Source organism: Allochromatium tepidum, from assembly GCF_018409545.1.
Taxonomy (GTDB): Bacteria; Pseudomonadota; Gammaproteobacteria; order Chromatiales; family Chromatiaceae; genus Thermochromatium; species Thermochromatium tepidum_A.
The window spans coordinates 84,995-110,509 of the sequence record NZ_AP024564.1; the positions used below are offsets into that span (position 1 = coordinate 84,995).

Genomic DNA, 25,515 nt, shown 5'->3' on the forward strand with positions numbered 1-25,515 from the left:
AATGCAAAACCACGCCACACCAGCCGGACCTGTCCGGTCTGCGGGCTCGAACAGCTTCAATATGAGTTGCGCATTTTTGCGCAGTAATTTATATTTTAACGATGTCACGCAAACTGGTCAGCATCCGAGAGGCCGCCGATTTTTTCGGCGTCGCGGCGCAAACGCTGCGGCGCTGGGAGCGCGAAGGCAAGCTGATTCCCGATGAGCGCACCGCCGGCGGGCGGCGGCGCTATGACTTGGCCCGGTTGCGCCCGGAGCGCTTTCACGCCCCTGAGAGCGCCCGGCGCACGATCGCATATACGCGCGTCTCCAGCCACGACCAAAAAGCCGACCTGGAGCGTCAAAAGCAAGTGCTCGAACTGTATTGCGCCCGCCAGGGCTGGACCTTCGAGGTCATCGCCGATCTTGGGTCGGGGATGAACTATCACACAAAAGGCTTGAAACGCCTGCTCAATGAGGTGATTGAAGGACGCATCGGGCGGCTGGTCATCACCCACAAGGATCGGCTGCTGCGCTTCGGCGCGGAACTGGTGTTCGCGCTCTGCGAGGCCAAGCAGGTCGAAGTGGTCATCCTCAACCAAGGTGAGGACACCACCTTCGAGGAAGATCTGGCGAGCGATGTACAGGAGCTCATCACCGTCTTCTCGGCCCGGCTCTACGACAGCCGCTCGCGCCGGAACCGCAAGCTCCTGGATGACGTGAAAAAGGCGGTGGAGGCCTCATGCTGATCGCCCACAAGATTGAACTGCGCCCGACGCCCGAGCAGGCCGATTACCTCAATCAGGCGTGCGGCGCACGGCGGCACTGTTACAACCACTTGCTGGAGCATTTCAGCCGGCCCGGCGTGAAGTGGTCGAAGGCGGCGGCCTACCAGCACTACATGACGGTCTTGCGCGTGGAGTTTCCCTGGTACGCCGAGGTCTCCAGCCGCGTCACGCGCAACGCCATCGATGATCCGGATGCCGCGTTCAAGGGGTTCTTTCGGCGCGTCAAGGCCGGTTCCAAGCATCCCGGCTATCCGCAGTTCAAGAAAAAGGACGTCAACGACTCCTTCGCCCTGCGTGAGCCGTCCAAGTTCGCTGTAGACGGGCGCACGTTGCGCATCGAGCGTCTCAAGTCACGCCTCGCGATGCGCCAACCGCTGCGCTTCACCGGTCAGACCAAGCAGGCGACGATCAGCAAGATTTAAAAAACCTTTGCTCGCAAATGCTCAACATCCAAATCAATTTCGAACAAGAGGCGCCCGACCCCGGCGTTGTTTTTTCCCTCCTTGAACTCGATGCAGGCTTCAACCAATGAACCGAGCGCTTCACCCAAGATCTCTCGCGTCAGGGCATAGAGATCCTGCGTATCCACATCATCCAGAATCTGATCGGCTGTCAGCCGCTTCAACAGCCGCACAGGTGGATAGTCGTCTTCTATCAGCCGATAGCGGAGATTGAGCGTGTAGCCCTTTGGATGTGACTCCGGGGGTTCGGCCGCAGGACGAAGTCCGGCCTGATACAGATTATGGGGAATCGAAGCCCCGGCTTTTTTCAAGCATTTGAGAACATGGCGGGGCTTGACGCGCTCCGAAAAATTCGGATCTGAGCATCCGCCGTGGTCAGTGTAGGAGCGCCAACGTACCACCCCATCGCGATGAAACGAATAGGCATGTCGAATTGTGATGATTTCGTACGTTAGCTTGTCATAGACGGCCAGGTAAGCTCGATCATCGGGCGCCGACCAGAAAAGCCGCATCGAGCGCGTGCTCAAACTTGGATACTTCATCTGGACGCCGTTCCGAAGCACGGCATCGATGTCATCGGGACTGAGCGATGTGCGCTCACTCAGACGCTGTTGCGCATGTTCTGTCAACGTGAAAATTTTTTTGCTCTGCATGTCGATTTGATTCGATTTCGCGCCGAACAGCCACGCCGGGCTGTCGGCGCTGTTTCCAACTAAATCCGGCGCACGGCCTCAACTCAGCTCCACGAGCAAGGCTTCAATTCCGACTGGATCGAAAAGGCCCTCGCCCACGAGCAACAAGGAGTGCGGGGCGTCTACAACCGCGCGGAGTATCTCGCCCAGCGGCGCCAGATGTTGCAGTGGTGGGCCGACTTCGTGGACAGCCAGATTCAGGAGGGACGCGGCAAGGTTATCATTGGACCCTTCGGAAAGGCGTACCAAAGGCGTACCAGTCGGCGTCGTGAAGATTTGGGTCATTGGCGTATAGCCCAAATATCATATTCAGTCATTGGGGTGGTCTTGTTGCGAAGAAAGGCGTCCGCCTGACGCTTGCCCTTTGTAGCGGATCCTGCCTCCTTGATGGCCTGGATACGCCAACCACTTCCGCTCAGCGAATTCTTGATAATACCCAGCGGATTGGCGCGCCTGTCCGTGATGCCACCGAACCGGATGACCATCTTGGCATCTTCCGCACACACCTCTTTAGCGTTGCGCCATACCAGACGCAGATCGGCTGCAAAGTCTTCAGGGCTGGAATGAACCACCTGATCTCGATTGCTGTAGTCGACAGTGTCGGGGCCGCCGACGAACCAGTTGCGTAGCCACTGATCAGGGATGTAGGTTCGCATGCCGTAGTAGGGGGGTGAGGTGATCACCCAGTCAAAGCGCGTTCCTGGCGTTTCCGGCTGGAGAGAATCGGCATTGCGGCTATCGGCTAGTCGCACGGCTCCCGTGATGTCGGAAGATGTTCTGAAGTAGCGTTTCGCTCGCCGCTCAATGACTGCCAGGACATCGACCGGTTCAGGCACAAGCCCACGTTTCTGCCAGAAGCGCAACGCATAGGCTGGCTTCGGCGCGTAGGTGCGAGGGCATTGGTTGGAGAAGTAGCTCGGGAAGTTCTTCTGCCTCGGGCCATGCAGCGCACCCAGCACGATGCCACGGAGTGCGATACGCGCGTCCGTGGTGCAGTCCTCCATAAATGCCTCCCGGAATCGACACAACGAATCCAGCACGGTTGGGTGAAATGCCCATTGCCAAAACTCACCGGTCGGGATGTGGTGCGCGTCACGTTCGGTCAGAATACTGCGCGCTTCGGCAAGGATGTCATCGACGGTGGCCGTCGCGAGCTTGGAGGCCGTAATGGCTATAGCAACCGGGCTGGAATCCACTCCAAGGGAACGGAGGCCGACCAGACGTGCCGCGAAATTGGTGGTGCCCCGGCCGCAGAAGGGGTCGAGCACGACATCACCCGAGCGCGCTTTCCGCTGCAGTATGTTCAGCGGAAAATCGAGCGGGAACATCGTGAAATACGGACAAATCCCATTCAGGGCGGCATCGCCACGCTGAAAGTCAACAGTCATTTTTTGACCCTTATACATCAAATTGCCTTAATTTAGGCCAGAATTATATTCTGGGTCTTTTCAAGACAGAAGCGGGCAAACGCAACATGGAACGCCTGAACGAAGAACTAAATCTGTGAATACTCCCGCGCATCATGCGGCGCATTGATGCGGGGCTTCAAGCTCTCGCAACCAAAGCGTTGAGAGCGTGACCGGTATTCTCGGTTTGCCAGGGGAACGTCTGTCCTCTGACAACTGCCCGTCCTTGCGGCGGGTCAGTTTGTTTTTCCAGGCCCAATAGCGGGCGCCGATGTTGTAGCTGGCGTTGAGATCAGCGCTGTACTGCTTGCCATTGGCAAAGGTTGCCCGTTCGTATTGCTGGGTATCGCGTTGAACGCGGCCCGAGCCGTCGAAGGCCCAGGATGAGGTGCCGCGCGCATAGACGTAGACGATCCGCCCACCGGCCTCGGTCATCTTCTGCTCGATCAGCGTGGCGAGTCGACGATGGAGCCACTGATGGAAGCGCTGACGCAGGCCCGAGCGTTTCTTGCCCGCCTTAGGACGCCAGCCTTTCAGATCTTCCAGCACAATCACGTCAGCGCCATGCTCCAACGCAAAATTCACCACGCGCCGCGAGGTCTGCTGGGCGATCTGCTCGTTGATGTGCTGGGCCTTGCGATACCAGGTTCGCGCGAAGCCCTTGGAGAGCTTGGCGGTTTTGCGCGCTTTGTTGCGGATGATCCGGGCGCGCTTGTCACGACGGTCTATATCTGCGGCGGGGTGGAAAAAACCGCGCGCCGAGACAGTGCCGTTTTGCGAAACAAGGCTGGCTGTTGCCAGCGTATTGATCCCCACATCCACCGCGCAGACGCGCCCGTGATCGGGGAGTCGTGGCGGTGTGACATTGACCGGGACCGCCAGGTGATAGTCCCGATTGAGCACGAGCGTTGGCGATTTAACGACGCCCGTGTGGTGGCGCTGGCGGACCGACTTGATGGCCACGTCATGCCAGAGCCACTCCTTGCCATTCCACAGTTTCAAGGTGGCGGTGGTGAAATCGGTATCGAACTTCACCAATTGTCCCCGGTACAGCACCGGATAGCACTGAGCAACCGGGTTGAATCGTGGCGGACGGGCTTGGCGGTGTTTACGCTCGCCGCCTTGCCAGGCTTGATAGCGGCTCAGGTAGCTCGACACCTGGCCCTTGACGAACTCGATGGCGGCGCGGCGTAAATAGGACGGGAACTTGTAGAAGCGCTTGGCGAAATAGTGATGACGCGGGTTTGGGTGCAGCTTCGTGGGATGGATGAGCCGTTCGACGGCGGCGGCAAAGCTGGGCGCAGCGTGGAGTTCCGGCCAGTTATTCAACACCACGATCGAGAGCGCACGGCAAAACTGACGGTATTCCGCCAGCGTCAGCCGCATCAGATGCCGCTGATACGAGGTGGCTTGCAGGGGCCACTTATCCGTGCGTATCATGGTTTCCATGATTCATATCGTAGGTGATGTCGATGGATAGATCAAGCCTTAGAACCAGCAACCACAGTGCTTACAGGCTTTATTATCATCTAGTGCTGTCAATGAAGTATCGGCACAAATGTCTGACGGCGCCGATGCTCGCACGGCTCGAAGAGATCCTGCGTGACCTGCTGACCAAATGGGGGTGTCAGATGGTCGAATTCGGTGGCGAGGCCGACCACGTGCATCTGCTGTTCGAGGCTCCGCCCACGGTCAAGCTCTCCGATCTGGTCAAGAACCTGAAGTCCGTCACCGCCCGCCGGATGCGCAAGGAGTTCGCCCAAGAACTCGCGCCGTATTACTGGAAGCCCTATTTCTGGAACCGTGCCTATGCCCTGATCAGTGTGGGCGGGCGTGCCAACATCGATACGCTGCTGCGCTATATCGAAAACCAGGATGACCCTCGCAAGCTCGGGCCGCCGCTTGACTGACGCATCACGCTTCGCGTCGATGCGCAGGATGCGCGGCAAATTTGCTCAAGACGCCGCTACTGTTTGCTTCTGCGACAGCGCCAAGTATTCCTTACCAATCTGGTACAAATAGCGACGCTTGCTCAAGGCCTCAAAATCCGGCGGATCATCCGGAAGCTTTGAGCAGAAGACGCGATGATTGTTCTTGACGAACGTGATGAAATCATACCAGTGTGATTCGATGTAATCGGCAACCTGGCGAATATCCTCGGAGGAGGGGACACGCGGAGCGCGTGCAAGCCGGTGCTGTTCCGGCTGAACGGGGGGCGGGGGCGGGAGATCCTGGATTCGGTGAGCGCTTTGCAACAGCTTTCCCCAACGCTTCATCAGATAGTCTCGACTGCCGGTGAGAAGTTCTGAGCGCCCGATCTCCCTGAAAGCGTACCACTCCTGGGAGGAGAGGCGATCATAGCGATCCGTTGCGGCGACGTTGACGGCGCGTTCCAGACTTTTCCAAACGTCCTCGTCCGAGAAGGGCTTGATGGCGAATCCGATGAGTTCGCGCATCGTTGGCGGGAACTCGAAGCCGGACGTGCGAATGTGGTCCAGGCGCTTGTATGTGTCCCAAATCGCCTCCGGCTTTAGACCGGACTGGATGAAAGTCTCCGACCAGGCATGAACGAGATCCGGGTCGTCGATCCATCGACGCGCCTGGGGCCAGTCGTAGCCGATGCGCTTGAGGAGTGCCAATACAAAGAATTGGCGTTCCTGCATGGCCTCTGAAACCGCCTCGGGTTCCTGCACCGGCACCGTGACATCAGGTTCCGGCCGGCTCGCAGGAGTATTCGGCTTCGATACAACCATTTGGGTCGATCGCACCGGAGACCGAGGAAGGGGTGAGACGTCCTGTTCGTTCAAGATATTCTTCCATTCCGGGATAGTCTCTGATAAGATCCCTGAGAGTGTCTTCATCTGATTTCTGCCTTTTCAGGTGTTGTAAGACGCTTTTCGTCGTTGGTTGCTCGCCCCGACGAATCAACTCAGAGGCCGCCGTATCCACGGCGGCCTTTCCATATGTGGTAACAATGTTGGCAACGATCTGACGATCGTTGTCGTTAAAGGTCGCGATGGCGACCGCGCCCCCTTCATGCGGCTTTTCGACGTAGTTCCCCTCAAGCACTTTGATGAAGTTGTTGGGCTTCATCAACCAGTCAAAGTCCGCACGCCATTGGGCTTTTTTGCCAATCAGGAATGGGCAACGCGAGACAAGTAAGAAGAAATTGTCGAAAAAGCAAAGCCCGGCCGCAATCGGCCCGTCCGGTGTAGCGAATTCATCAAAGTAGCCGACTTTCTGGGCGTCATCCCACCGCAAACGAATCGCTTTTTGACGTGCGCGACTCACCGTATATGGCTGAGGAAGCATGGGCAGATGGTCTCGAAACAGTTCGAGCACTTTTTCGTAAGGAATCTCGGCACCGTTGCGCTTGGTGGCGGCATGTCTGGCAGCCTGATCAGCGAAGTCAGTGCCTGTCGTGTCAGTCGCCGGCGCATCTGGAGACACGAAATCCAAGGACTGCTGAGGCGGCTGTGTCGCCTCTACGTCCGTCTCACTGGATACAGAAACAGCCTGCTCTGGCTGAACCTCTGGTTCGGATGGCGCATCATCGGAAAGGGTGATTGCCGACTCAGGGGGAGGGGAGGGTGAAGCCGATTCGGCCTGAGCCGTCGGCACGACATTCGATAGCGTTTGCTCCAGGAGTGCTTGAATCTGCATCAGCTGCGCGCTGACCGTGGCTTCCAATCCCGACACCTTCGCTTCCAGAGCGATCACGGCCTCGGCCAGCGAGGCACGCTCATCGGCTTTTAGCCGGTAGTACCCCCACCGGCAACCACCCATCTCGATCTGCCCATTACGGCACAGACGCGAGACGACGCGCGAGACCCTTGAGCGGTGCACCCCATGGCGTTGTGCAATGTCGCTGCAGTTGATGCGCGCAAACGTCTTGGCGTTCAGCGCCGCCAGGACGTCGTTTTCGATCGCGGCGTTTTTCTGGAAATCCATCACGGTTACTCGAACTTATGAACTTATGAACAAGACGCCGAAGCGCCTTGCTCGGTATTTGCGCCCTGGTGGTCGCACCCACACCGATGCGGATTGCGCCGGAACCAGTTCGGACGAAGGGCCGATCTCTCCAGGACGCCATGCTCAACGAGCGAATGCAGCACACGGTTCGCGATGGCATGGGTCGTTCCGATTTCGCGTGCGACCTGGGCGACATTCACGCGCCGAAAAATTTCGGTGTTTCCGGCCTGCTCCAGGAGTCGCCGCTCAATCGCGACGTGGTTTTTTTTTGAGTTTTTTTGAGATTCAAGCATGGTATGGACGCCTTTTTCGACACAGAAAATATTGCAATGTATTGACTTGATGTGTCAAGGCGCATTTTTGGATCGACGAGACTTAGCAGGCGCACCGGCGGGCGAATTTGGGTTATATCGCACGATTTTTTGTTTTATTTTCCAGCAACTTGCACTGAAACTGAGCGAAAATGCGCGGGATTGCCGCGTGACACGTTGCTCCGGGTAGGTTGGGGCGGTGATTTGCCGAGACATTTGCACGGATTTTTGCTTTAAAAATCCGCAGGGAAGGTCTAAACCGTGCGGAACTGTGCGGAATCGCTGCATGGCACGTTGCTCCGGGTAGGTTGGCACGTTGCTCCGGGTAGGTTGGCACGTTGCTCCGGGTAGGTTGGCACGTTGCTCCGGGTAGGTTGGCACGTTGCTCCGGGTAGGTTGTGCCTCGCAAAATCTCGCGCAATAGATTGTTTTTTCTAACAAAAATCCAAACCCCACCATACCCTAAGAAGTATTTAAGAAGTACTTTAAGAAGATTTTAAGAAGTACCCCCCCCTCCCCCCCTCCCGGGGGGGAGTCCGGCTGGCCGAACCACCATGCACGAAATCGCATCCCACACTACGCCACGCCAGACGCTATCCTTCCCCGCCCTGAAGGTGAAGGACGGGTTTGCCGCACGTCTTGATCAAGCGCACAGGCGCCGCTAGGGCGGCGCTACACTTAGGCAAGGGGGGTGAGGGCAGGGCGCTTCAGAAACGCCTCAGAAAGCGATACAGGCGGTTTAATCGCTATTCGGCGGTATGGCCTTTGGGCATCGTCGCTCGAATGGGACGCCCCACGAGGCAGTCGCTGCCGCGATCAATGTCCAGTTCCCAGCCTGTCGCAAGGTTGAGGGCATCGAGCGCCTTGCGCAGATGCTGACGAAAACGCCACAACTCGGCATATTCGCTGCTGCTCAGTTCCTTGAGCAGTGACACCCTGATGGGGGTTGGAACCCGATGAGAGGCCAAGTAGGCATAGAGCCACTTGGCCAAGGCATTACGGCCAAGTCTCGCTCTGATGTCGAGACTGAGCTTCGTCCAACCGGATTCGGCTCCAAACAGGATCGCCATCCTGGGGTTGAGCTTGATGATCACATGGTGGGTGACGCTGTCGCGAAACACTTCATCGATCAGACTGCCCTCGTAACTGTAGCGCTCCCCCTTGAGGTCAATGGCTCCTGATTTGAGCTTGGAGAGACGTCCGTCAAGCAGATCCTGATTGGGGCCGGTATTTTTGAGTCCCATCAGTCGCAACAGACGCTGTCCGCTGACGCAAAAACGCCCTTGGAGATCCGCCGGGCTCTCGTGGGCGGCCTGTAGGACGGCCAGCCAGCAATCCAGATCGCCCTGATCCAGACGCAGGCCTGTGTAGATCAAGCGAAAGTTTGACAACGAAACAAGGGTTTCTCGCCGCAACCCACGGCGATTGGTCGCATTGGCACCGGCAAACAGCGCACAACGCAGCGTCGCGTTCGGAGCCGCCAGCGCCCCGTCTCGCGCCACGTTCGGCAGGATTTTGAGAAAGTGCTGCATGCTGTCGAGGTTGGAGGCCATAAAATCCCTACATTGCTGTTTTTTGTGTATCTATTTTACCCGTCTTGCGCGAAAAGCCCCGCCGTTCAGGGCGGGGAGGGATAGCGGCTACGACCGTGCCGCCGCCGGAAACAGGTGCAGGCTTTCCACCTGCCGGGCCGTGAGGCGCTGCCCGTAAGGGCCGAGTGACGGTGCGGCGTCTCACGACGCGACACGCGACGCTTTACCGTTCGCCTGCATGATCTCGACCTTTCAGAGCGGCGGACTGAGGAAGCCTTCGCCGGTGCGTCGTGGCGACCTGTGGCACACGGAGCCCCTTTCGACCGTCCCGGTCAGGCGGGCTGAGGCTGGTCAACCCAGCCGGCTCTCACAAGCTCCGCCCTTCAGGGCGGGGGAGTTGACCTTTCAGCCGCAAAAGGCATGACATTGCTTTGTTCATGACATTGCTTTGTTTTTGTATCAAAATACCCAGAACCACCGGCGCGCACGCGCACCTCCCCGTAGTCTGCCCCTGGACGTGGGGTTCGGTGAGATCCGCCGTCAGATCGACTACAAGGCCCAATGGTACGGGCGCACGGTGGTCCAGATCGACCGCTGGTATCCGTCGAGTCAACGGTGTGCCTGCTGCGGGCACCTGCATCGCGCCCTGCGCCTGAGTGACCGCCACTGGATCTGTTCGTCGTGCGGCACGCGGCACGATCGGGATCTCAATGCCGCGCGCAACATCCTGGCGGCAGGCCGGGCCATCCTTCAGGGCGCCGATGCCCTGCGGGTGCATGAGTGAGTTGGGACTACCGGAGGACGTCCGGGACGTAAAGCCTGTGGAGCGGGCACTGACGGCGGAACGGCGGTGGTTGAGCCGATCTACGCGTCATCCCGCATTGAAGCAGGAAAGGCGATTCGCGAGGACCGCCCGGCCGGGGAGCCGTACCCTGGGAATCCCCGTCCTTTAGGGCGGGGAGGATGTCAACTTCCACAACTTGCAGGAGCAAATGGATGCCGTTTCGAAAAAATATTCTGACAGCCGCCGTTTTGGCCGGTATGACCGGCGGTCTCTCACCGTTCGCGCAGGCCGGCATCGTGGCCGCTGTTTGCCAGGTCAACGATGTGGACGGCTGTGCCGGCGGATCGCCCCTGGTGACGGGCAGCGGCATCCTGACCCTGAGAGGCTATGCCTACGACATCGAGACGAGCGATCGTCCCCAGCCGGGGGGGTATATCCAGATCCGCAACGAGGACACCCTCGCGCTTTACAGACTGCCAATACGCCGTATCGAGGCGCGTCCCGAGATCCTTGGCCCCAAACTACTGGGTACGATCAGACCCGAACAGTATTCCGTCGTGAACGCCGGTTTCATTGCGCCGGTGTTCATGGCCTCGCTTCCGCCGGGGAGCTACGCCGTGGTTGAGGCACGGATCTCGATGGAGAAAGCCGGCCTGGTCAGCGTGCCCCTGGACGCCGGCAACCGCGCTACATTCCGGCTGGACGAGTCGAACAGCCCCTTTCGTTTGGTCGCCACCGATGGGACGGTCGTTCCTCTGGGTTTGACGCGCAACAGCTCGGGAGCACTGCGTGCAGCCGGATACCCGCCGTTACGCGACGGCCAATACCGTATCGAGGCACAACTCAACGCGATTACGGGGGCCGTACAATCCAAAGTGGATTTCAACTACCAGCGCCCCGTCATCGATATCCCGGTATCCGTTCCGCTCGTGCAGGATTTCCCCGGCGTGATTCCCAGAATTGCGCCGATCAACCCGCTGACCAAGCGCCCTATCGACAGGGAAGCGTTGCCGGTGATCGTGGATGCCGTGGACAGCGCAACGGTCAAGGTCGATGGAGGTTTACTTCAAGCGGGGCAATCGCGCGAGATTGCCCGTCAGACGGGGGTATCGGGCGTCTATCGCGCCCGCCTGACTGACGAGATGGATAGCACCGGACAACAAACGGTCCGATTGTTCGTGAACCTACCCGATGCCCCGAACATTCGGCTCAACGTGCGCCGCTGGAATCCGGCGGATTTGATCTCCGTGACACCCTCCAGGCCATCGGTGCCGATCAAGGTCGAGGATATCGACATCGACGCCAAGCTCGCCGGCGGCGCGGCCGACACCTGTCAGACCCTGACCTTGGTGCGCCCCGATTTTCGTCTAGCCCAGGCATCGGCCATCCTTTGTGCGCTGCGGTGGGCTGAGCTTCCGGAAGGACTGAAGTACAACCCCTATCGTGCCAATGCCTTGCGCGGGTCTGTACCCAATCTGGGCGACAATGCGTTCAGCTATACGCCGGGAGTGGTCTATACCGACCCGATTGAAAAAACCACGCAGTTCTACCCGGCAAAAACGGGGGATGGTTACCTTTTGCTTCAGGGAACGTCGCCGACGACGATCGCTTTTACGTTTCGGCCGCACCGATCATTCGAGGCGTTTTATGCCAGCAGCGGTTCGCAATTCCCCGGAAAATATTTTGCGCAGACCGATCCCAATCAAGAGCGATTGGCGGGCCTGCTCAATATCAAAGGCGGTCATCGCAATGTTCGGTCGCGTGTGACGTACCCCGATGGTTCCGAGCGTGAGCACTATAGCGCTGTGCAGGAATCGAACATGGCCATGGTTCTGCATGTCGATGAGCCTTGGAAAACCTACCCCGTCAAGGTCGAAAGTTGGTATGAGCGGGCACCGGAATTTCGTACCGAGGAGACGCTCGAATTTGTTGGGATCCCTTTGACTCCGGTCGTCGACCTGGAGCGAGAACTGTCGAGCCACGATCAAACGAACACCGTTGTGAACGGCTACATGGGGATCGTCAAAGGCCAGGATGTGACGTTCGATCCGGCGAGTATGGGGCGCTGGCAGGTATGGATCGTCGAGAAAAAAAGCGGAAAAACCGAAGACAAGTCCGCCTTGTCGCCCCCGGTTGAGATCCAATCGGACGGCACCTTCTCCGTGGATCTCGGGCAACTGTCAGCTGGTTCAAGAACCATCCGCGTGGTGGCGCAGATGCTCGATGCGGCAGAGGGACTCGTCAATCACCGCATTGAGTCGAAAGATCGAGTGCTGGTCACGCAGCGCGGCAATGCCCTGGAAGGGTCGCTCAGTGCCCGGCAAAGCAGCGGCAAGATTCCGTTCCGTCAAACGATTTACTTCTCGCTGCGGGACTCCACGCTACTGCGTAATGTTGGATCCGTTCGCTGGGAACAGGAACGCGAGGATGGTACATGGCAACGGATCATGCGCAATGGTGCCACAGAGTACACAGGGATGAACTATGTAGCGGAGGTCGCCGATGCCGGCAAGCGACGTTATCGCGCCATTGTGACCAACCGTTTCTCGGGATCCGAGTTCGTGACCGAACCCTTTGAATTGCAGGCTTACAACCTGCCCAGTTTTACGGTGGAAGCGCCGGCCGTGACGGTCGTCGGCAAACCCGTGACGTTGACCGTCAAGCCGGACAGCGGGCTGGATGCCGATTACACATGGTCATTCGTCTCCAGCGCCAAGGTCGAAGAGGCCTCGGATTCTGGCGGGATGACCTTCACCTTCACCCCCAAAGAATTGAAATCCTACGTCATTGAGGTGAGCGCCCGCGAGCGAGGGGCACCGGAAACCGCTCAGTCCGCGGTAAAGAAAACCGTCTCCCTCAAAGCCGTCAACCCGCTGGCGGCACGCGCCACCTTGTCCGGGCCGACCTTTGTCGAGGCGGGGAAAACCTACCGCTTCCAAGCTCGCCACAATGACGTGGTCTCCAGCAGCGTCGACAAATCTTATGAAATCAAGGGATACTGGTCCCTTCCAGATGGATCCCGCGTCGATGCGCTGGAACTTGATTACACAGTCCGACCCTCCGACACCGGTCTGAGTTATTACACCTACGTCGATGGCTATCCGGAAGAAACCTCGGTCGCCTTCCATAGCATGCGCACATGGGTGTATCGGTGGCCCACCGACTGGCGTATTCAACTCAGCCCCATCTCCTTGGATGTTCCAGCCTCGATCCGCTACAACATTGCCCCGGTCAATTTCGATCTGCGCACGCTCAATGGTGAGCCGCTGACCTACACATGGTCACTCCCCAACGGCGTGATTCAGCGCGAGAGCGGCAACACCCAAGGCACATTGGAGATCAGCCGGCATGGCACCTACCAGATTGCCGTTCAGGTGGCGGACACGCGGGGCAATGTGGTCAATGTCAGCAGCGATCAGTTCAGTGTGCTGCCGGCCGCTACGGTCAAGGCGCAAGCCAACATCGTGTCCAAGTATGGTGAGACCTACTATGCCCCAGGCTCCTACTACGTGAGCCTGAAGGTCTTGGAAGTCCCGCGCGGTGATCGCTTCCTGAAAAACGAGGTGCTCATCAACGGTCAGAAGGTCGGGGAGTTCGTCGGCTCCGGAACCTATGTATCGTTCACGCAGCCCGGTGAGTATGAAGTGGTGCTACGCACACTCACCCAACGCGAAAATTATGGCGAGAACACGCTCAATGTGATGGTAGAGGCTCCGCCCGAACCGCGTTGCTCGGTCGACAGCAAGATGACGGCCTCCGGCCCCTATCTCACGCCCAGATGCACAGTGGACGTCGGCTACGTGCGCTCCTACACATGGAACTACGAACTGGATGGTCAGCCTCAGCGCTCGACATCCAAGGCGTTCGTGGTGATGAAAGCCTGGCTGAATGAGGATCGCATCCGCAATCTGACCCTGACGGTCGAATCGGATCTGGGAGCCCAGTTCAAACAGGATATTCCGATACCGGATCTGGCTCAGCAGACCTCGCCTTAAAACCTAAACGAATCGCGCGCGCATTCCCCCAGTCCTCAGCCGTAACCCGGCCTACACCTCGCTGATCGGTCGGGAGAAATTCGCCGAGCGCTATGGCCTCGGCCCCCATCACGCCCGCGCTGGTCATCGCGCGGCGTGCACTCAACCTGTTTTTTGCTCGTGAGCAGCGACTGATGCACCGTCCAGGCGGACGGTCTCCGGACCGATCCCGTGCGCCACAGCCCCCTCGGGGCACGGCGCTTGGCGCTTCTGCGCACTCATCCTCGACAGATACTTGCATCTTTTTTTTTGCAATGTATGATTACAAATGAAGTTACATTGTAAATTTTAGGTGTCGAATTGAAGCGCTCACCAGTCATCGCGGTATCCTCCATTGCGCTGTGGCTCAGCGTGACCGGATGTGCTCCGCGCTTCGTCGAAATCGAGCGTACGCCGCGCATCGCCTGGGTCGAGCGTCCATTCGTTGTGGAAAGCGCCTTTTTGCAGCCCTCACCACGCCGGGAGCTTGTTCAGACCGAACTGACCGGCGCGCAACTCGGCCCCATGGAGCGCGTACGCTGGATCGAGGGGATCAATCCGAACAGTCACCGCATCCAACGGGCGACGGAGCGGCACGGCGCTCAACAGGGCGCATTGAGCCATCAGGCATCCTCCACATCGGTCGACGAGCAACTGGTGCAGGCCGTGTTTTTCGGTGTGCATGAAGGGCGTCTGAGTGCCGAAGGCGAACTGGCCCTGAATGCGTTCCAGGGGCGTGGTGATGAGCGCTATTTCGTCGAGTTCCTGTATGCCGGACCGATGGACGAAGTCGCCACCCGCGAAATGACCGCCCTTTGGGTGGATCTCTCCAAGCGTTTGGTGCAGCGCGGTGCCGACCCAAAAAATTTCGTCATGGGCGGTTCTAAATACAATCAACGCATCAACGCCGTGGCCTTGCTGAAGGTTGGAAACTGATGACGGAGAAACCGATTCCCAATTACGTCGACGATCAGATGCAGGTTTTCTTCTGGGAAGTTGATGAATTTTTTCCGATCCTGACTATTTTTATTCTGTTTTTCATGTGGGATCAGTTGTTGATTGGTATCGCCCTGTCCTGGGCTTTTGGTCGCTACTTTTCGCGATTCAAAAGCTCCAATATGGACGGTTTTTTGTTCCACATGGCCTGGTGGTCCGGTTTGATGTCGATGAATAAACGGTTTGCCAATGGTTTGATGCGCGAGGCTTGCAAATGAACTTCAAAAATGCCCTGCGCTCCATGGAACGCCTTCAGTCGCTTTCGATTGGAATGCTGGCTTCGAATGTCATCATGGCTGGAGGTTTGACCTATGCCATTGTAGCCATAAACAACACCCACGAGCGACTGGTCATCATTCCGCCGCATCTGGATGCACAGGTAGAAGTCGCGTGGTCATCGGCCAACAAGGAGTACCTCAAGAGTTTCGGACTCTATGTAGCCACACTGGTCGGCAATATTCAGCCCAAGTCATCCACGGTCGTCCTGGATGCGGTCAGTGCCTTTATGGACCCCGCCATCTACACAGAATTCCGCCGGCAAGCGCTGGCTATCATTCAGGATCCCGTATTCAAAACCAGTGGTGCGGTGATAACGTTTCAGCCATCCACGATCCAGTTCGAGTCGGAAACCTCGCGTGTGTTTGTTACCGGGTCGCTGATTACAAAAGGCGGACTCAGTCAGGACAAACAAAAAACCGTCACCTACGAAATCGGTGTTCGGATTCGTGAGGGGCGTCCATGGGTCAGTCATTTCACCTCGTACGAGGGTAGCGTCATCCGGACTGTAGCCTGGCACATCAACAACAGCGCCCGCAAAGGCCAACCCATTCCGCAGCACGCCTTGCCGGTTTCGATGCGTGCGCCAAAGGCTGAAGCTGAGAATCCGCTTCCTGAGAATCCGCTTCCGCAAACGGCCTTTGAAAGTGTTCCGGTTTCGGAAGACGCTTCCGACGAGCGCTGATTTTTAGGCGGATTTTTATGAAAAGAGCCGTTTTAATTCCGTTGATGTGTGTCGCTCAAGCGGCCGCTGCCCATGGCGCGGCGGCGAAATCGGACGCCGGTTCAGGTCGCTTCGTCGAGCGACATGGAACAGGTAAAAGCGAGACCGTCAGCCAGGCCCCTGTGCCGTCAGTCCCACTGGCGGCGGCACCCGCGCCGTTAGCCGATGTGGAACGCTCGATCGAGCAAGCCCGGCAAGCCGGGGGCATCCCGATGGATCCGGCGCTGCGTGACATTCACTTGCCTGGACTCAAAAACGATGATCCATCGCTGCGCCCGTGGGTTTTGCATACCCGACTCGGCGTCAACGAGGTCGTCAAGCTCAGCGCTTCATTGATGAATCGAATTGCCACGCCATTTCTTAAGCCTATTGTGATCGATCCATCCAACTCGTCGGTTAAGATCATCGGTTCCGATGTCTATTACATCCCGGCCAGTTCCAGTCCCATTGGGATTTTCATTGTCGACTCCGAGAACAAAAATCAGACGATCTCGCTGACCGTCATCCCGACGGACGGCATTCCTGGACAAAATCTGATCGTAAAACTTGAAGATCTGCGGGCGGCTGAAGATTTGACGCCCAATGCTCCCAGAGGCAAGGGCGGGCTTCCAGGCAGAGAAGCCGACTATACCAGCTATGTCCGTGCCGTGATGACGCAGGCGCTACGTGGAAGTGTCGATGGTTTTTCAAATGTCCCACTCGAGGGCGGGGTTGCCCAAATGGGTGATTTGCGAATCACCCCGGATCTAGTCTTCACAGGATCGATCATCGATGTTTATCGTTATCGCATCAGCAATAGAGGAAAAAGGGCGCTCGACCTGCATGAAAATAACTTCTACCGCAAAGGGGTTCGAGCGGTCGCTTTCTTTCCCCGTCTGTCGCTGGCTCCCAATGAAGACGGCTATGTGTTCATTTTGGCCGACAAACCAGGAGCAGGCCGTTGAACATTGTCGAATCCTATAAAAGACTCAATCCCGGTGTACGTCGCAGCGTGCTGGTTGGCGGTGTCCTTGGCGGTGTGCTGGCCGTTTCAACGCTCTTGATGTCCATGGTGGAGCGCGAAGCGGCGCAACGCCCTCAGGCCGATCGCCCCGAGGTCACTGTGGTCTCGCCGCAACGCATGACGGGCGTCGAGCAATTCAGCGCTGAAATGGAAGCCATGAAGCGTCAGTTGCAGGATCTGCAAAATCAAACGCGCGAGCTTCGCGAACAGAACGAAGAACTTAAGCGCAAGCAGCGCGAGGCACCAGGTGCAAGCAGCCCTGATATGGACACGTTCAGCGTCAACGAAGCGGAGTTTTTTGACCCTGAAGCGCTTGCGCCGGAACTGGCCGAAGAGCCGCCCGATCGCGAGGGCGGCGATGGTCGCGATGCGTTCGCTCTGGAAGCGCCGCCGCCATTTTCGGATGTTGCGCCTTCATCAGCGATGACGCCATCCGCAATGCCGTCGCTTCCTCCGGCGTTGCCGCCGCCGATGTCCACGGTTCCGTCCACGGTTCCTGCGCAACCGCAATTTCGGGTGATCTCGGAAGCGGGTGAGCTTACAGGCGAGGCCATCGATCGCGAAATCAACGCCACCGAAGAGTCCGCCGATGAGAAGGTCTACATTCCGGCCGGTTCGATGTTTACTGGGGTTCTGCTCAACGGTCTCGATGCACCCACAACCACAGCGGCCCAAAAAAATCCGACCCCTGTGGTCATGCGTATCAAGCGCGAAGCCGTGCTCCCGAATTATGCCTCCATCGATGTCCGCGAGTGCTTTCTGCTGGCGGCCGGGTACGGACAGTTGTCCAGTGAGCGCGTGATCATGAGGGCTGAAACGCTGTCGTGCGTGCGTACAGATGGCCAGGTATTCGAAACCAAACTGGATTCCTACATCGTAGGAACGGATGGGAAGGTCGGAATGCCGGGCCGATTGGTCAGCAAACAAGGACAAATGATCGCGCGTTCCCTGCTGGCTGGTGTGTTTGCCGGACTGGGTGATGCGCTGGATGTCGACAAGGTTGACTCGCTCAATATTAATCCGGATGGAAAATCTATTTATGAGCAGGAGAATCTTTCATCCGTGTTTCAGTCGGGGACGGCCTCTGGGTTGTCTTCGGCCGCCAACATGGTCGCGAAGTTCTATCTCGATATGGCCAAGGAGACATTTCCGGTCGTCGAGGTTCCGGCCGGTGAGGTGGGGACGATCGTCGTGACGCGCGGAGGCACTTTGCCCTTGAAAGGCTCGACCAGTCTTCAGCTGTATGCCGACTCCAGCAGCAAGACACCGAGGCCCCAGGCGTCGGCGGCCGCCGCCTCAACGCCTTCCAACCCCGCGCCGCCCCCGCCACAGGTTTCGCCGGCACAACCGCCAACGATGCCACGCCTGGATGCCGCTTTTGATGCGCAGCGGCGATCCGGTCAGCCTACTTTTGGCAGCGGCGTTGGGTGGTAGCTATCTATCTGTCCATGCACAGAAATACAGCCGAGAGGTCTTTGGTGAAAAAGGCAGCCTTGCTGACAATCAGCGCTTTAGGAACCCTGATGACGGGATGCGCCGCACTCAATCCGGCGGGTGAGTCTCAGTTTGCCTGTAAAGGCGATGAGTGTCCGACGCCCATAGAGGTGTATTCCGAAACCCATCATGCACCACCGTCCGTTGAAATGGGGCGGACCCCCAAACAATGGCGCGGTGGTGGGCAACGGAAAGCGGGTAAAGATAAAGAGGGGGAAGATGAATCGGACATCTACCTGAAACGCGCTTTGGATTTAGCCCCGCAAGCACAATCCGCTTCCGGGAATGCCAATGATCCGCCTTTCAAGCCGATCCGTGAGCCCGCTCAGGTTGCCCGGATCTGGATTGCACCGTGGGTCGATCAAAACGACAACCTGCATGCCAATGGATACGTTTTTACGGAGGTCAAATCTCAAAGCTGGTCTTTTGGCGAGCCTGAAATCCGGCATTCGCTCGGTCTTCAATCCTTGCCTATCCAATAACCGTTCCACCTATCATCACATGCCGTAAAACGGCTTTTTTGCGGAGAAAATAGATGAAGAAGACGACCATTCTGACCGTTGCCGCCCTCCTTTTCGGTGCCTCCCTGCAAGCCATGGCCGGTGCCGGCGGCACCGAGTTCACCCAAGTCCACGAGCAGGTCGCGGGCTGGGCCAACGGCACCCTGGGAAAGACCATGGGCGTGGCGGCCCTGCTGGTGGGCCTGGGCATCGGCGTTATCAAACAGTCGGTCATGGCCGCGGTCGTGGGCGTGGCCATGGCACTGGTGGCCGGTTTCGGCCCGGATGTCATCGATGGCGTCATTACCGCCGGCCTGCCTATCGTCAACACGATCTAAGCCCTCATCGCGGGATGCCCTGGGCATCCCGATCCCCAGCGCCCGACGGGCGTCGGGCGTCTACTCGCCACAGAAGCAGGTTGCTATGTCTTTCGTCTTTGAGTCGTTGGGTGCTTTGACGCAACGCACGTTACCAGACGATTTTATCCCTGTGTCCGCCTATGATCCGGATACGGGGGTGTTTCTCTGTGAAGACGGGCATTTGGGCTTGTGCTACTGGGGCGACCCCGTCAATGGGGCCGACGATACAACAGCAGAAATGCTCAAAGGCGCATTTTCGATCCCGTTGCCGGCTGGTAGCTTCGTGCAGATATCGCTGTTGGGGATGCCCGATATCGACACGACGATCTACAATTATCGGCAACGGCGCGAAAACGGCCTCAACCAAATTCAACACCCCGATGCACGTGAGGTTCTGAGTGCCTACTACGAGCGTCGCGCCGACTTTATCGATTCGGGAAAATATGAGGCATTGCTGCCCTCAACCGGTGTCAAAATTCTCGACCGCAAGGTGGTTCTGACACTGAAGACGCCGTATCAAGGTTTGACGCCCTCAGAAGAAGACATCGAAATTTTGGCGGAAACCGGTGCCAAGCTGGCTGAATCACTCCAAGCAATCGGTTTGTTTTTGCGTCGCATGACCGCAGCGCAATACCTGGAATTGGCCTATCGGTTGACACATCCGTTCGACCCGCCCAAAACCGATCCGGTTCGTCCTGAGCAACAACTCAATCATCAAGTTTTTGTTGCGGGCGAGAGCCTGGATGTGGGCAAGGATTCCCTGATCATCAATGATGAAGTCTACGCGCAGATTCTCAGCGTCTCGCGCTGGCCCAAGAGTAATGCGCTGTCATTGATGGCGTATATGATCGGTGATCCGCTAGGGGCTAACAATCAAGTCAAGCTCCCTTACCATATCAACCTTACGCTGCATTATCCAAATCAACACGAAAAAGTCAGTGCGATGCGGCAAAAAGCCGGCCTGATCAACTATCAGGCTTTTGGCCCACTGTTGCGGTTTGTTCCTAAACTCGCCTTCAAGAAACAGGGCATGGATGTTCTCATTCATGCCATTGAGCAGGGTGCCACCGTGGTCGAGGCGGCCTTGACCATGACAGTCTATTCCAAGGACAAGGAAGAGGCCTCGCGCCAGGTCTCGGCGATGCGCACATACATGCAGTCATTTGATATGACCATGGGAGAGGAGCGGCGTATTCTGCTGCCGGTATTCTGGAATGCATTCCCCTTGTTCCCGAGTGTTGAAAGCATCAAGAATACCTTCCGCTTCAAAACAATGGCTGTCGAACACGCCCTGACATTTGTGCCCATCCTGGGCGAATGGAAGGGAACGGCGCGTCTGGACGGCAAAGGGCATGCGCTGCTGTTGGCGAGCCGCCGCGGGCAGATCATGCCTATTGATCTCTATGACTCGTCAACCAACTACAACTCCGTGGTATTCGCCGAGTCGGGCTCCGGTAAATCCTTCTTCACCCAGCAGGTCATCATGGACTACCTCTCTATGGGTGCCAAGGTCTGGGTCATCGACGTCGGACGCTCATATTACAAACTTACGCGCCTGCTCAATGGCTCGTTCATTGAATTCGGGCCGACATCCGGACTGTGCCTCAACCCGTTCTCGAGTGTCGAGGAGATCGATGAGGAGGTCGGCCTGATTCAGGCCATTGTGGAGAAGATGGCCGCACCCGAGGAGGGGCTGGACGATTATCGACGCTCGCGCATCGAGGAGGCGGTCAAGGCTGTCTGGGGGCGCATGGGGAAGTCATCCACCATCACAGATGTAGCCGAGTTTATGAGCCATCAGCCCGATCCGCGCGTGGCGGATATCGGTGCCATGCTCTACCGGTTTACCCGCTACGGCTCCGAAGGCTACTGGTTCGATGGTGTGAGCAACCTGGATCTGACCAAGGATCTGGTAGTCCTGGAACTGGAGGAGCTTAAGGGCAAACGGACGCTTCAGCAGGTCGTGCTGATGCAGATCATCAGTTCCATTCAGCGCGAAATGTACCTTTCCAAGGATGGTCGCCCCAAGCTGCTCATCATCGACGAAGCCTGGGACTTGCTCGACGACCCCATGGTCGGTCGATTCATGGAGCACGCCTACCGGCGATTCCGCAAATATGGCGGGGCCGCCAAGATCATCACGCAATCCATTGCGGATCTCTATCGCTCCTCCTCCGGACGCGCCATCGCCGACAACAGCGCCTTCAAATTCATCCTGCGTCAGACAGCCGAATCCATCGATCAGGTCGAGCGCGAAGGCTACCTGGCGCTCGGTCCCTATGGGTATTACCTCTTGCGCACCGTGCACACGATCCCCGGTAAATATGCCGAGATCATGGTGTACTCCAATCAAGGCATGGGCGTCGCGCGACTCGTGGTGGACAGGTTCTCGCAAGTGCTTTTCTCCACATCGGGCGCGGAACGCACCGAAGTCATCAATGCCATCGAGGCGGGGGCCACGCCTCTTCAGGCGATCGAGGAGTTCATTGCGACTCATGGTTAAGAAAGAGCCGACTATTCCCGAAGCGATCGAATCGGACTCGATCGAACTTGCCGACCCCGTCGAACCCACCGCTGTGACGGTGCCGGCGCCGGCTGCGTCTTCACATCCGACGCGCGACTTTCTGATCAATCTCGTCATCATCGTCGGCCTGTCGGCGCTGACGGCGGCCGGCGTCCAGCGACTCATGCCCGCCACACTGGAGACCCCGAGCCGCGCACCGGCCCTGCTGATGGTCGACACTGAGCGCCTGGCCCGAGAGGCGATCGACGCTTTAGGGGATCTGGTGGCGCAAAACAAGCTGCCGTCCGAGGAGATGCCGGAACGCAGCCGCCGGTTCAGCGATGGGCTTCTGCGCGAGATCCAAGCCTACGCCGCGCGTGGCCATGTGGTGCTCCGGAGCGCCGCCGTGCTGGCTGCACCCGCCGAGGTTCGGGACATCACCGACGAGGTGCGCGAGCAGCTGTTGCAACAGGGGCTGATGGATCGCAAACCCGAAACGCGCCGCGAGGGTTATTGAGATGGTGGGGCAAATTTTTGGGGGAGGGATCCTGTTTTTCATCCTTGGAGCACTGGCTTTCGTGTTTTGGCCGGCGGATGCCTGCCGGCGTATCAACAACGCCACCACGCTGGTCCATAGTGCCCTGGGCCTGGTGCCCTTTACCGGAGAGGCACTGTTTCGGCGTGACATGAGCCGCTCTTGGGCGGACGTCGAGGATTGGTCTCAGTGGACACACGCGCAAATGACAGCGTATTTCGGACAGCCGCACTGTCAGGCCGACTTCGACAATGTCTATGGCCCGCGTACCGATACCCGCGAGGCAAACGACTGGCTTCGGGAGTATGACCCGGAACTCTACACGCTGTTGGCTCCAGAGTCGGAAGCGGCGGCCATTGACAGCGAAGCGGGGGAGCCTCAGGAGCGATGAGACGCCTATCTCCCCGTTTTCTGCTCCAGGTCGGTGGATTCTTCGTTGTGTCACTGGTCCTCGTGTTGCTCTGGCGTGCCGGCGACTATCGCCTCGGCGTGGATGTGCAACGCTTCACGGGGGAGCCGTCGTGTCTGCCTTTTACGCTGTTCGTGATGCATATGCAGGTCGATAGACCGCCACAGCGCGGCGATTTCGTCGTCGCCACGATGCCCGACTCCGGTCTGCCGCTCGGTGCGCGCCCAGGGGCGCGGATCCTCAAGCGTATCGCGGGTGTGCCGGGCGATCAGATCCGTATCGAAGGCACCGAACTCTATATCAATGGCCTGCATCGGGATCGGCTGTGGCTGGCCAAAAGCCTCCCTGGTAAACAACCCGGCGACTTCGATCTGAATCTGACTCTGGCCGACGGTCAGTATTTCCTCTTGGGATCGACGCAAGAGAGTTTTGACTCACGCTACTGGGGACCGATCCATCGTGAAGCCATCCGCGGTTACGCTCACCCTTTGTTTTAGTCTCGCACTCCACAGCCATCTCGTCCAAGCCGCCGACACAGGACTGACGCGCCAACCCTGGGCCGACCGGACCGACTTGGCTCCGGCGCAGCGCCCCCTTCAGCCACAGCCGGCGGCCGGGCTCGCGATCGCGAACTTCTCCACCGCGTACTCCCGCGAGGAAGCATGGATGGAGGCGGCCGTGGATCGCTATCTCCAGCACGCACCGGAGAGCGCCGAGGCGACGATCGACTACTCCATGCAGGTCTTCATCTCAGAGGGGATGCCGGAAGGGGCGCTTCGCCATCTGTTCAAGCAGGCGCTCGAGGAACCGCCGGGCCAAGTGCGCTTTGTCTTGCAAGGCTTCGAGCCGCAAAAACTCGGCGCACTGATTGGGCGGCTGCGTCGCCTGTTCCCCGATCCGCAAGGCGACGACATCCTCATTGAAATCGACCCCGAGGCGTTCCGTACCTATCAAGTCGACTCTGTTCCCGTGTTCCTGGTGAAGGACGGCGATGAATGGTACGAGGTGCAGGGCACGATCAGCCTGGAAGGCGCACGAGAGAATGTGCGCCGTCGTGGCCCCCTCGTGGTCGGCGAACTGTACGCCATTGCTGAACCCGACATGCTGACCGTCATTGAGGAGCGCGTGCGCGACTACGACTGGACAGCCGCCTTACAGCGCGCGCAATCGCGCGTGGCTGACAATCTGTCACCGAAGTTCGATCTGCCGACGGTGACTCGGAACTCTGAAGATTTTTTCACGCCGGTTTTTATTGTTCCACATGACATTGTAATTCCTGAGTATAATGGAAACCCGGAAGTGTTACTGGCGCGCGCAGGAACCCGATACAACATCCTCGATTTCACAAGCCTCCAGGTGCCGATCATCGTCTTCGATGCCAGTGATCCACGACAGAGGCGATTAGTGAAGGAATGGATTGCTGGTGAGTATGCCGACGCCGATCTGTTCGTCGTCGGGGCCGAGGCCGCCGATGGCCGCCCTGGAACGGTCGCACTGTCCGAGCAGTTGCAACGCCCAACCTATCCCTGGTTCGGCCGCATGAGCGATCGATTCGGTGTGCGCGCCGTACCCGCCATCGTCGAGCAGGCCGGGGACCGTCTGAGGATTCGTTACGTTGAGCCACCGTCATTTGCCCCTTGATCGCTGTCGCCGCCCGCTCTGCGCGGCTGTTGCCGCGATCGGTCTTGTTTGTGCGAGCGCGCCACTGAAAGCTGAAGGCATGAAGCTAGGGTGCAACAGTTACAGCCCGCTGAAAACCATGTTTTCAGATGTGTGCTGGTCCGGGATGTTTCCGATGCGGATTGCGGGCGCGACCTTCATGAAGGGCAAGTCCGGCGTGCCCAGTGACGCTACTGGAAAGGCGATCTGTGTCTGCGGCGGCAACCTCGCCAAAGGGCAGTTGCCAAAAATCGGCTTCACCGTCGGTTTCTGGGCGCCCTCCAAAATCATCGATATCACCCGCAAACCATACTGTCTCCCTTCATTGGGCGGACTAGAGATCCCCGTGGGGGGAATCGACTTCATCAATGGCGGCGCAAATCGCGGAAGGGGGCAGCGCCAAGAGGCCTTCGCCAACTGGATCCTGTATTCCGCCCCGCTCATCTACATGCTGCGCCTCCTCGATGAGGGGGCCTGCCCTTCAGACGGTCTGTTGGACTTCGATGTCATGCACATGAGTCCGTTGTTTCCGACACAGAACGACGTCACCGGACGCTATACCACGTTTCTCAACCCCGAAATGATGCTCCTGGCCAACGCCAAGTCGTTTCTCGCCATGCCCGTGGATGCGGTGTCCTCGACCCTCGGCAATCCGATCAACAACTTGTTTTGGGTCGCCGGTGCCTGGGGGCAGATCTATCCCATGACCGGTTTCAACGGTATGGGACGCATGGTCGATCCGGTGCGCTTCAGCAGTCTCATGGCAACACGCTCGATCGCCATGCTTCATCGCCTGGGCTTGATGAACGAAACCATCGGCGACGACAACCTGTGCGAGCGCAATGCGCGCTTCATCCTGCGCAAAGACGCCTTCCGCTGGCAGATGTTGGCTCCCTCGCCGGAAGGTGGACGCTCGTCCGGCGGGGGCGGATCCGGTTCATCCGGTCAGGTGCGGTTGGTCAATCCGCCGACGCGCGGCGGAACCTGCACCCACGCCACCGGGGCCGGCACCGCCGGCTGGGGTATGTGGCGCGATGTGCCGGCCACCGGCGAGGACCACACCTACATGCTGTTCCAATGGACCGACTGCTGCTTCGGACTCACACCTGGAAGTTAAAT

At 58.3% G+C, this 25,515-nt stretch carries 25 protein-coding genes and 1 pseudogene; 20 read left to right on the forward strand and 6 right to left on the reverse strand.

What is annotated here, in order from left to right:
* Positions 1–101 precede the first annotated feature (101 nt).
* Both Atep_RS15915 and Atep_RS15920 read left to right on the forward strand, forming a co-directional pair.
* Positions 102–728 carry an IS607 family transposase gene (locus tag Atep_RS15915; RefSeq protein WP_213382384.1) on the forward strand — a complete coding sequence of 209 codons (627 nt, stop codon included), beginning with the start codon at positions 102–104 and terminating at the stop codon, positions 726–728.
* Positions 722–1,189 carry an RNA-guided endonuclease InsQ/TnpB family protein gene (locus Atep_RS15920; protein WP_236786888.1) on the forward strand — a complete coding sequence of 156 codons (468 nt, stop codon included), beginning with the start codon at positions 722–724 and terminating at the stop codon, positions 1,187–1,189. The genes Atep_RS15915 and Atep_RS15920 overlap by 7 nt, the downstream gene beginning before the upstream one ends.
* On the opposite strand, the gene Atep_RS15925 is transcribed toward Atep_RS15920, so the two are convergent.
* Positions 1,186–1,881 (reverse strand): hypothetical protein, encoded by a 696-nt coding sequence (locus Atep_RS15925; RefSeq protein WP_213382385.1) that lies wholly within the window; start codon positions 1,879–1,881, stop codon positions 1,186–1,188. The two genes, Atep_RS15920 and Atep_RS15925, sit on opposite strands and share 4 nt — an antisense overlap.
* Before the next feature lie 66 nt (positions 1,882–1,947).
* Between Atep_RS15925 and Atep_RS15930 the strand changes: the two are divergent.
* A pseudogene (locus Atep_RS15930) lies at positions 1,948–2,169 on the forward strand (tyrosine-type recombinase/integrase); the annotation flags it as partial.
* 32 nt (positions 2,170–2,201) lie between these two features.
* On the opposite strand, the gene Atep_RS15935 reads toward Atep_RS15930, so the two are convergent.
* Positions 2,202–3,308, reverse strand: coding sequence for a DNA methyltransferase (locus Atep_RS15935; RefSeq protein WP_236786891.1), 1,107 nt, complete (start codon positions 3,306–3,308; stop codon positions 2,202–2,204).
* 132 nt (positions 3,309–3,440) lie between these two features.
* Complete coding sequence (locus Atep_RS15940; RefSeq protein ID WP_236786832.1) at positions 3,441–4,775, reverse strand: RNA-guided endonuclease TnpB family protein; 1,335 nt, start codon at positions 4,773–4,775, stop codon at positions 3,441–3,443.
* A 17-nt stretch (positions 4,776–4,792) separates the two neighbouring features.
* Between Atep_RS15940 and tnpA the strand changes: the two genes are divergently transcribed.
* Positions 4,793–5,236 (forward strand): IS200/IS605 family transposase, encoded by a 444-nt coding sequence (tnpA, locus tag Atep_RS15945; RefSeq protein WP_419467517.1) that lies wholly within the window; start codon positions 4,793–4,795, stop codon positions 5,234–5,236.
* Between the two features lie 45 nt (positions 5,237–5,281).
* On the opposite strand, the gene Atep_RS15950 is transcribed toward tnpA, so the two are convergent.
* The gene (locus Atep_RS15950) at positions 5,282–6,079 is read right to left on the reverse strand and encodes a hypothetical protein (RefSeq protein ID WP_213381890.1); all 798 of its coding nucleotides are present in this window, start codon (positions 6,077–6,079) and stop codon (positions 5,282–5,284) included.
* The gene (locus Atep_RS15955; RefSeq protein ID WP_213381894.1) at positions 6,033–7,277 is read right to left on the reverse strand and encodes a hypothetical protein; all 1,245 of its coding nucleotides are present in this window, start codon (positions 7,275–7,277) and stop codon (positions 6,033–6,035) included. Before Atep_RS15955 ends, Atep_RS15950 begins: the two co-directional genes overlap by 47 nt.
* A gap of 140 nt (positions 7,278–7,417) precedes the next feature.
* On the opposite strand from Atep_RS15955, the gene Atep_RS15960 reads away from it, so the two are divergent.
* Positions 7,418–7,570, forward strand: coding sequence for a hypothetical protein (locus tag Atep_RS15960; RefSeq protein ID WP_213381897.1), 153 nt, complete (start codon positions 7,418–7,420; stop codon positions 7,568–7,570).
* Positions 7,571–8,355: 785 nt separating this feature from the next.
* On the opposite strand, the gene trfA is transcribed toward Atep_RS15960, so the two are convergent.
* Positions 8,356–9,162, reverse strand: coding sequence for a plasmid replication initiator TrfA (trfA, locus tag Atep_RS15965; protein WP_213381899.1), 807 nt, complete (start codon positions 9,160–9,162; stop codon positions 8,356–8,358).
* Between the two features lie 433 nt (positions 9,163–9,595).
* Between trfA and Atep_RS15970 the strand changes: the two genes are divergently transcribed.
* The 15 genes from Atep_RS15970 to Atep_RS16040 all read left to right on the forward strand — a co-directional run bounded on the left by Atep_RS15970 (position 9,596) and on the right by Atep_RS16040 (position 25,513).
* Positions 9,596–9,925 carry an RNA-guided endonuclease InsQ/TnpB family protein gene (locus Atep_RS15970; RefSeq protein ID WP_213381901.1) on the forward strand — a complete coding sequence of 110 codons (330 nt, stop codon included), beginning with the start codon at positions 9,596–9,598 and terminating at the stop codon, positions 9,923–9,925.
* Between the two features lie 212 nt (positions 9,926–10,137).
* A complete protein-coding gene (locus tag Atep_RS15975; RefSeq protein WP_213381903.1) occupies positions 10,138–13,920 on the forward strand; it encodes a hypothetical protein in 3,783 nt (1,260 codons plus the stop codon).
* Positions 13,921–14,259: 339 nt separating this feature from the next.
* On the forward strand, positions 14,260–14,874 hold the full coding sequence (locus Atep_RS15980) for a hypothetical protein (RefSeq protein ID WP_213381905.1): 615 nt from the start codon (positions 14,260–14,262) through the stop codon (positions 14,872–14,874).
* Positions 14,874–15,152, forward strand: a complete 279-nt coding sequence (traL, locus tag Atep_RS15985; RefSeq protein ID WP_213381907.1) for a type IV conjugative transfer system protein TraL — start codon at positions 14,874–14,876, stop codon at positions 15,150–15,152. Before Atep_RS15980 ends, traL begins: the two co-directional genes overlap by 1 nt.
* Entirely contained in the window at positions 15,149–15,895 is a 747-nt protein-coding gene (locus Atep_RS15990) for a TraE/TraK family type IV conjugative transfer system protein (RefSeq protein ID WP_213381909.1), read from the forward strand. Before traL ends, Atep_RS15990 begins: the two co-directional genes overlap by 4 nt.
* 17 nt (positions 15,896–15,912) lie before the next feature.
* Entirely contained in the window at positions 15,913–16,878 is a 966-nt protein-coding gene (locus tag Atep_RS15995) for a TraK domain-containing protein (RefSeq protein ID WP_213381911.1), read from the forward strand.
* Positions 16,875–18,371, forward strand: coding sequence for a TrbI/VirB10 family protein (locus Atep_RS16000; RefSeq protein WP_213381912.1), 1,497 nt, complete (start codon positions 16,875–16,877; stop codon positions 18,369–18,371). Before Atep_RS15995 ends, Atep_RS16000 begins: the two co-directional genes overlap by 4 nt.
* Before the next feature lie 44 nt (positions 18,372–18,415).
* Positions 18,416–18,913: a type IV conjugative transfer system lipoprotein TraV gene (traV, locus tag Atep_RS16005; RefSeq protein ID WP_213381920.1), complete on the forward strand. Its 498-nt coding sequence runs from the start codon at positions 18,416–18,418 to the stop codon at positions 18,911–18,913.
* Positions 18,914–18,966: 53 nt separating this feature from the next.
* Positions 18,967–19,269, forward strand: coding sequence for a TraA family conjugative transfer protein (gene traA, locus Atep_RS16010; protein ID WP_236786836.1), 303 nt, complete (start codon positions 18,967–18,969; stop codon positions 19,267–19,269).
* Between the two features lie 85 nt (positions 19,270–19,354).
* A complete protein-coding gene (traC, locus tag Atep_RS16015) occupies positions 19,355–21,793 on the forward strand; it encodes a type IV secretion system protein TraC (RefSeq protein ID WP_213381923.1) in 2,439 nt (812 codons plus the stop codon).
* Entirely contained in the window at positions 21,786–22,310 is a 525-nt protein-coding gene (locus tag Atep_RS16020; protein ID WP_213381925.1) for a TrbI F-type domain-containing protein, read from the forward strand. The genes traC and Atep_RS16020 overlap by 8 nt, the downstream gene beginning before the upstream one ends.
* Position 22,311: 1 nt before the next feature.
* A complete protein-coding gene (locus Atep_RS16025) occupies positions 22,312–22,719 on the forward strand; it encodes a hypothetical protein (protein ID WP_213381927.1) in 408 nt (135 codons plus the stop codon).
* Positions 22,720–22,766: 47 nt separating this feature from the next.
* Positions 22,767–23,234, forward strand: coding sequence for a signal peptidase I (gene lepB, locus Atep_RS16030; protein ID WP_236786839.1), 468 nt, complete (start codon positions 22,767–22,769; stop codon positions 23,232–23,234).
* Complete coding sequence (locus Atep_RS16035) at positions 23,197–24,378, forward strand: TrbC family F-type conjugative pilus assembly protein (RefSeq protein ID WP_213381931.1); 1,182 nt, start codon at positions 23,197–23,199, stop codon at positions 24,376–24,378. The genes lepB and Atep_RS16035 overlap by 38 nt, the downstream gene beginning before the upstream one ends.
* Positions 24,353–25,513 carry a TraU family protein gene (locus Atep_RS16040; RefSeq protein ID WP_236786842.1) on the forward strand — a complete coding sequence of 387 codons (1,161 nt, stop codon included), beginning with the start codon at positions 24,353–24,355 and terminating at the stop codon, positions 25,511–25,513. The genes Atep_RS16035 and Atep_RS16040 overlap by 26 nt, the downstream gene beginning before the upstream one ends.
* The last annotated feature ends 2 nt before the right edge of the window (positions 25,514–25,515 follow it).

What these genes read in the sequence shown, in the direction of transcription:
- Atep_RS15915 (WP_213382384.1), top strand. Translation starts at nt 102, where the DNA reads ATGTCACGCAAACTGGTCAGCATCCGAGAGGCCGCCGATTTTTTCGGC.
- Atep_RS15920 (WP_236786888.1), top strand. Translation starts at nt 722, where the DNA reads ATGCTGATCGCCCACAAGATTGAACTGCGCCCGACGCCCGAGCAGGCC.
- Atep_RS15925 (WP_213382385.1), bottom strand. Translation starts at nt 1,881, where the DNA reads ATGCAGAGCAAAAAAATTTTCACGTTGACAGAACATGCGCAACAGCGT.
- Atep_RS15935 (WP_236786891.1), bottom strand. Translation starts at nt 3,308, where the DNA reads ATGACTGTTGACTTTCAGCGTGGCGATGCCGCCCTGAATGGGATTTGT.
- Atep_RS15940 (WP_236786832.1), bottom strand. Translation starts at nt 4,775, where the DNA reads ATGGAAACCATGATACGCACGGATAAGTGGCCCCTGCAAGCCACCTCG.
- tnpA (WP_419467517.1), top strand. Translation starts at nt 4,793, where the DNA reads ATGTCGATGGATAGATCAAGCCTTAGAACCAGCAACCACAGTGCTTAC.
- Atep_RS15950 (WP_213381890.1), bottom strand. Translation starts at nt 6,079, where the DNA reads ATGGTTGTATCGAAGCCGAATACTCCTGCGAGCCGGCCGGAACCTGAT.
- Atep_RS15955 (WP_213381894.1), bottom strand. Translation starts at nt 7,277, where the DNA reads ATGGATTTCCAGAAAAACGCCGCGATCGAAAACGACGTCCTGGCGGCG.
- Atep_RS15960 (WP_213381897.1), top strand. Translation starts at nt 7,418, where the DNA reads ATGCTCAACGAGCGAATGCAGCACACGGTTCGCGATGGCATGGGTCGT.
- trfA (WP_213381899.1), bottom strand. Translation starts at nt 9,162, where the DNA reads ATGGCCTCCAACCTCGACAGCATGCAGCACTTTCTCAAAATCCTGCCG.
- Atep_RS15975 (WP_213381903.1), top strand. Translation starts at nt 10,138, where the DNA reads ATGCCGTTTCGAAAAAATATTCTGACAGCCGCCGTTTTGGCCGGTATG.
- traL (WP_213381907.1), top strand. Translation starts at nt 14,874, where the DNA reads ATGACGGAGAAACCGATTCCCAATTACGTCGACGATCAGATGCAGGTT.
- Atep_RS15990 (WP_213381909.1), top strand. Translation starts at nt 15,149, where the DNA reads ATGAACTTCAAAAATGCCCTGCGCTCCATGGAACGCCTTCAGTCGCTT.
- Atep_RS15995 (WP_213381911.1), top strand. Translation starts at nt 15,913, where the DNA reads ATGAAAAGAGCCGTTTTAATTCCGTTGATGTGTGTCGCTCAAGCGGCC.
- traA (WP_236786836.1), top strand. Translation starts at nt 18,967, where the DNA reads ATGAAGAAGACGACCATTCTGACCGTTGCCGCCCTCCTTTTCGGTGCC.
- traC (WP_213381923.1), top strand. Translation starts at nt 19,355, where the DNA reads ATGTCTTTCGTCTTTGAGTCGTTGGGTGCTTTGACGCAACGCACGTTA.
- Atep_RS16020 (WP_213381925.1), top strand. Translation starts at nt 21,786, where the DNA reads ATGGTTAAGAAAGAGCCGACTATTCCCGAAGCGATCGAATCGGACTCG.
- Atep_RS16025 (WP_213381927.1), top strand. Translation starts at nt 22,312, where the DNA reads ATGGTGGGGCAAATTTTTGGGGGAGGGATCCTGTTTTTCATCCTTGGA.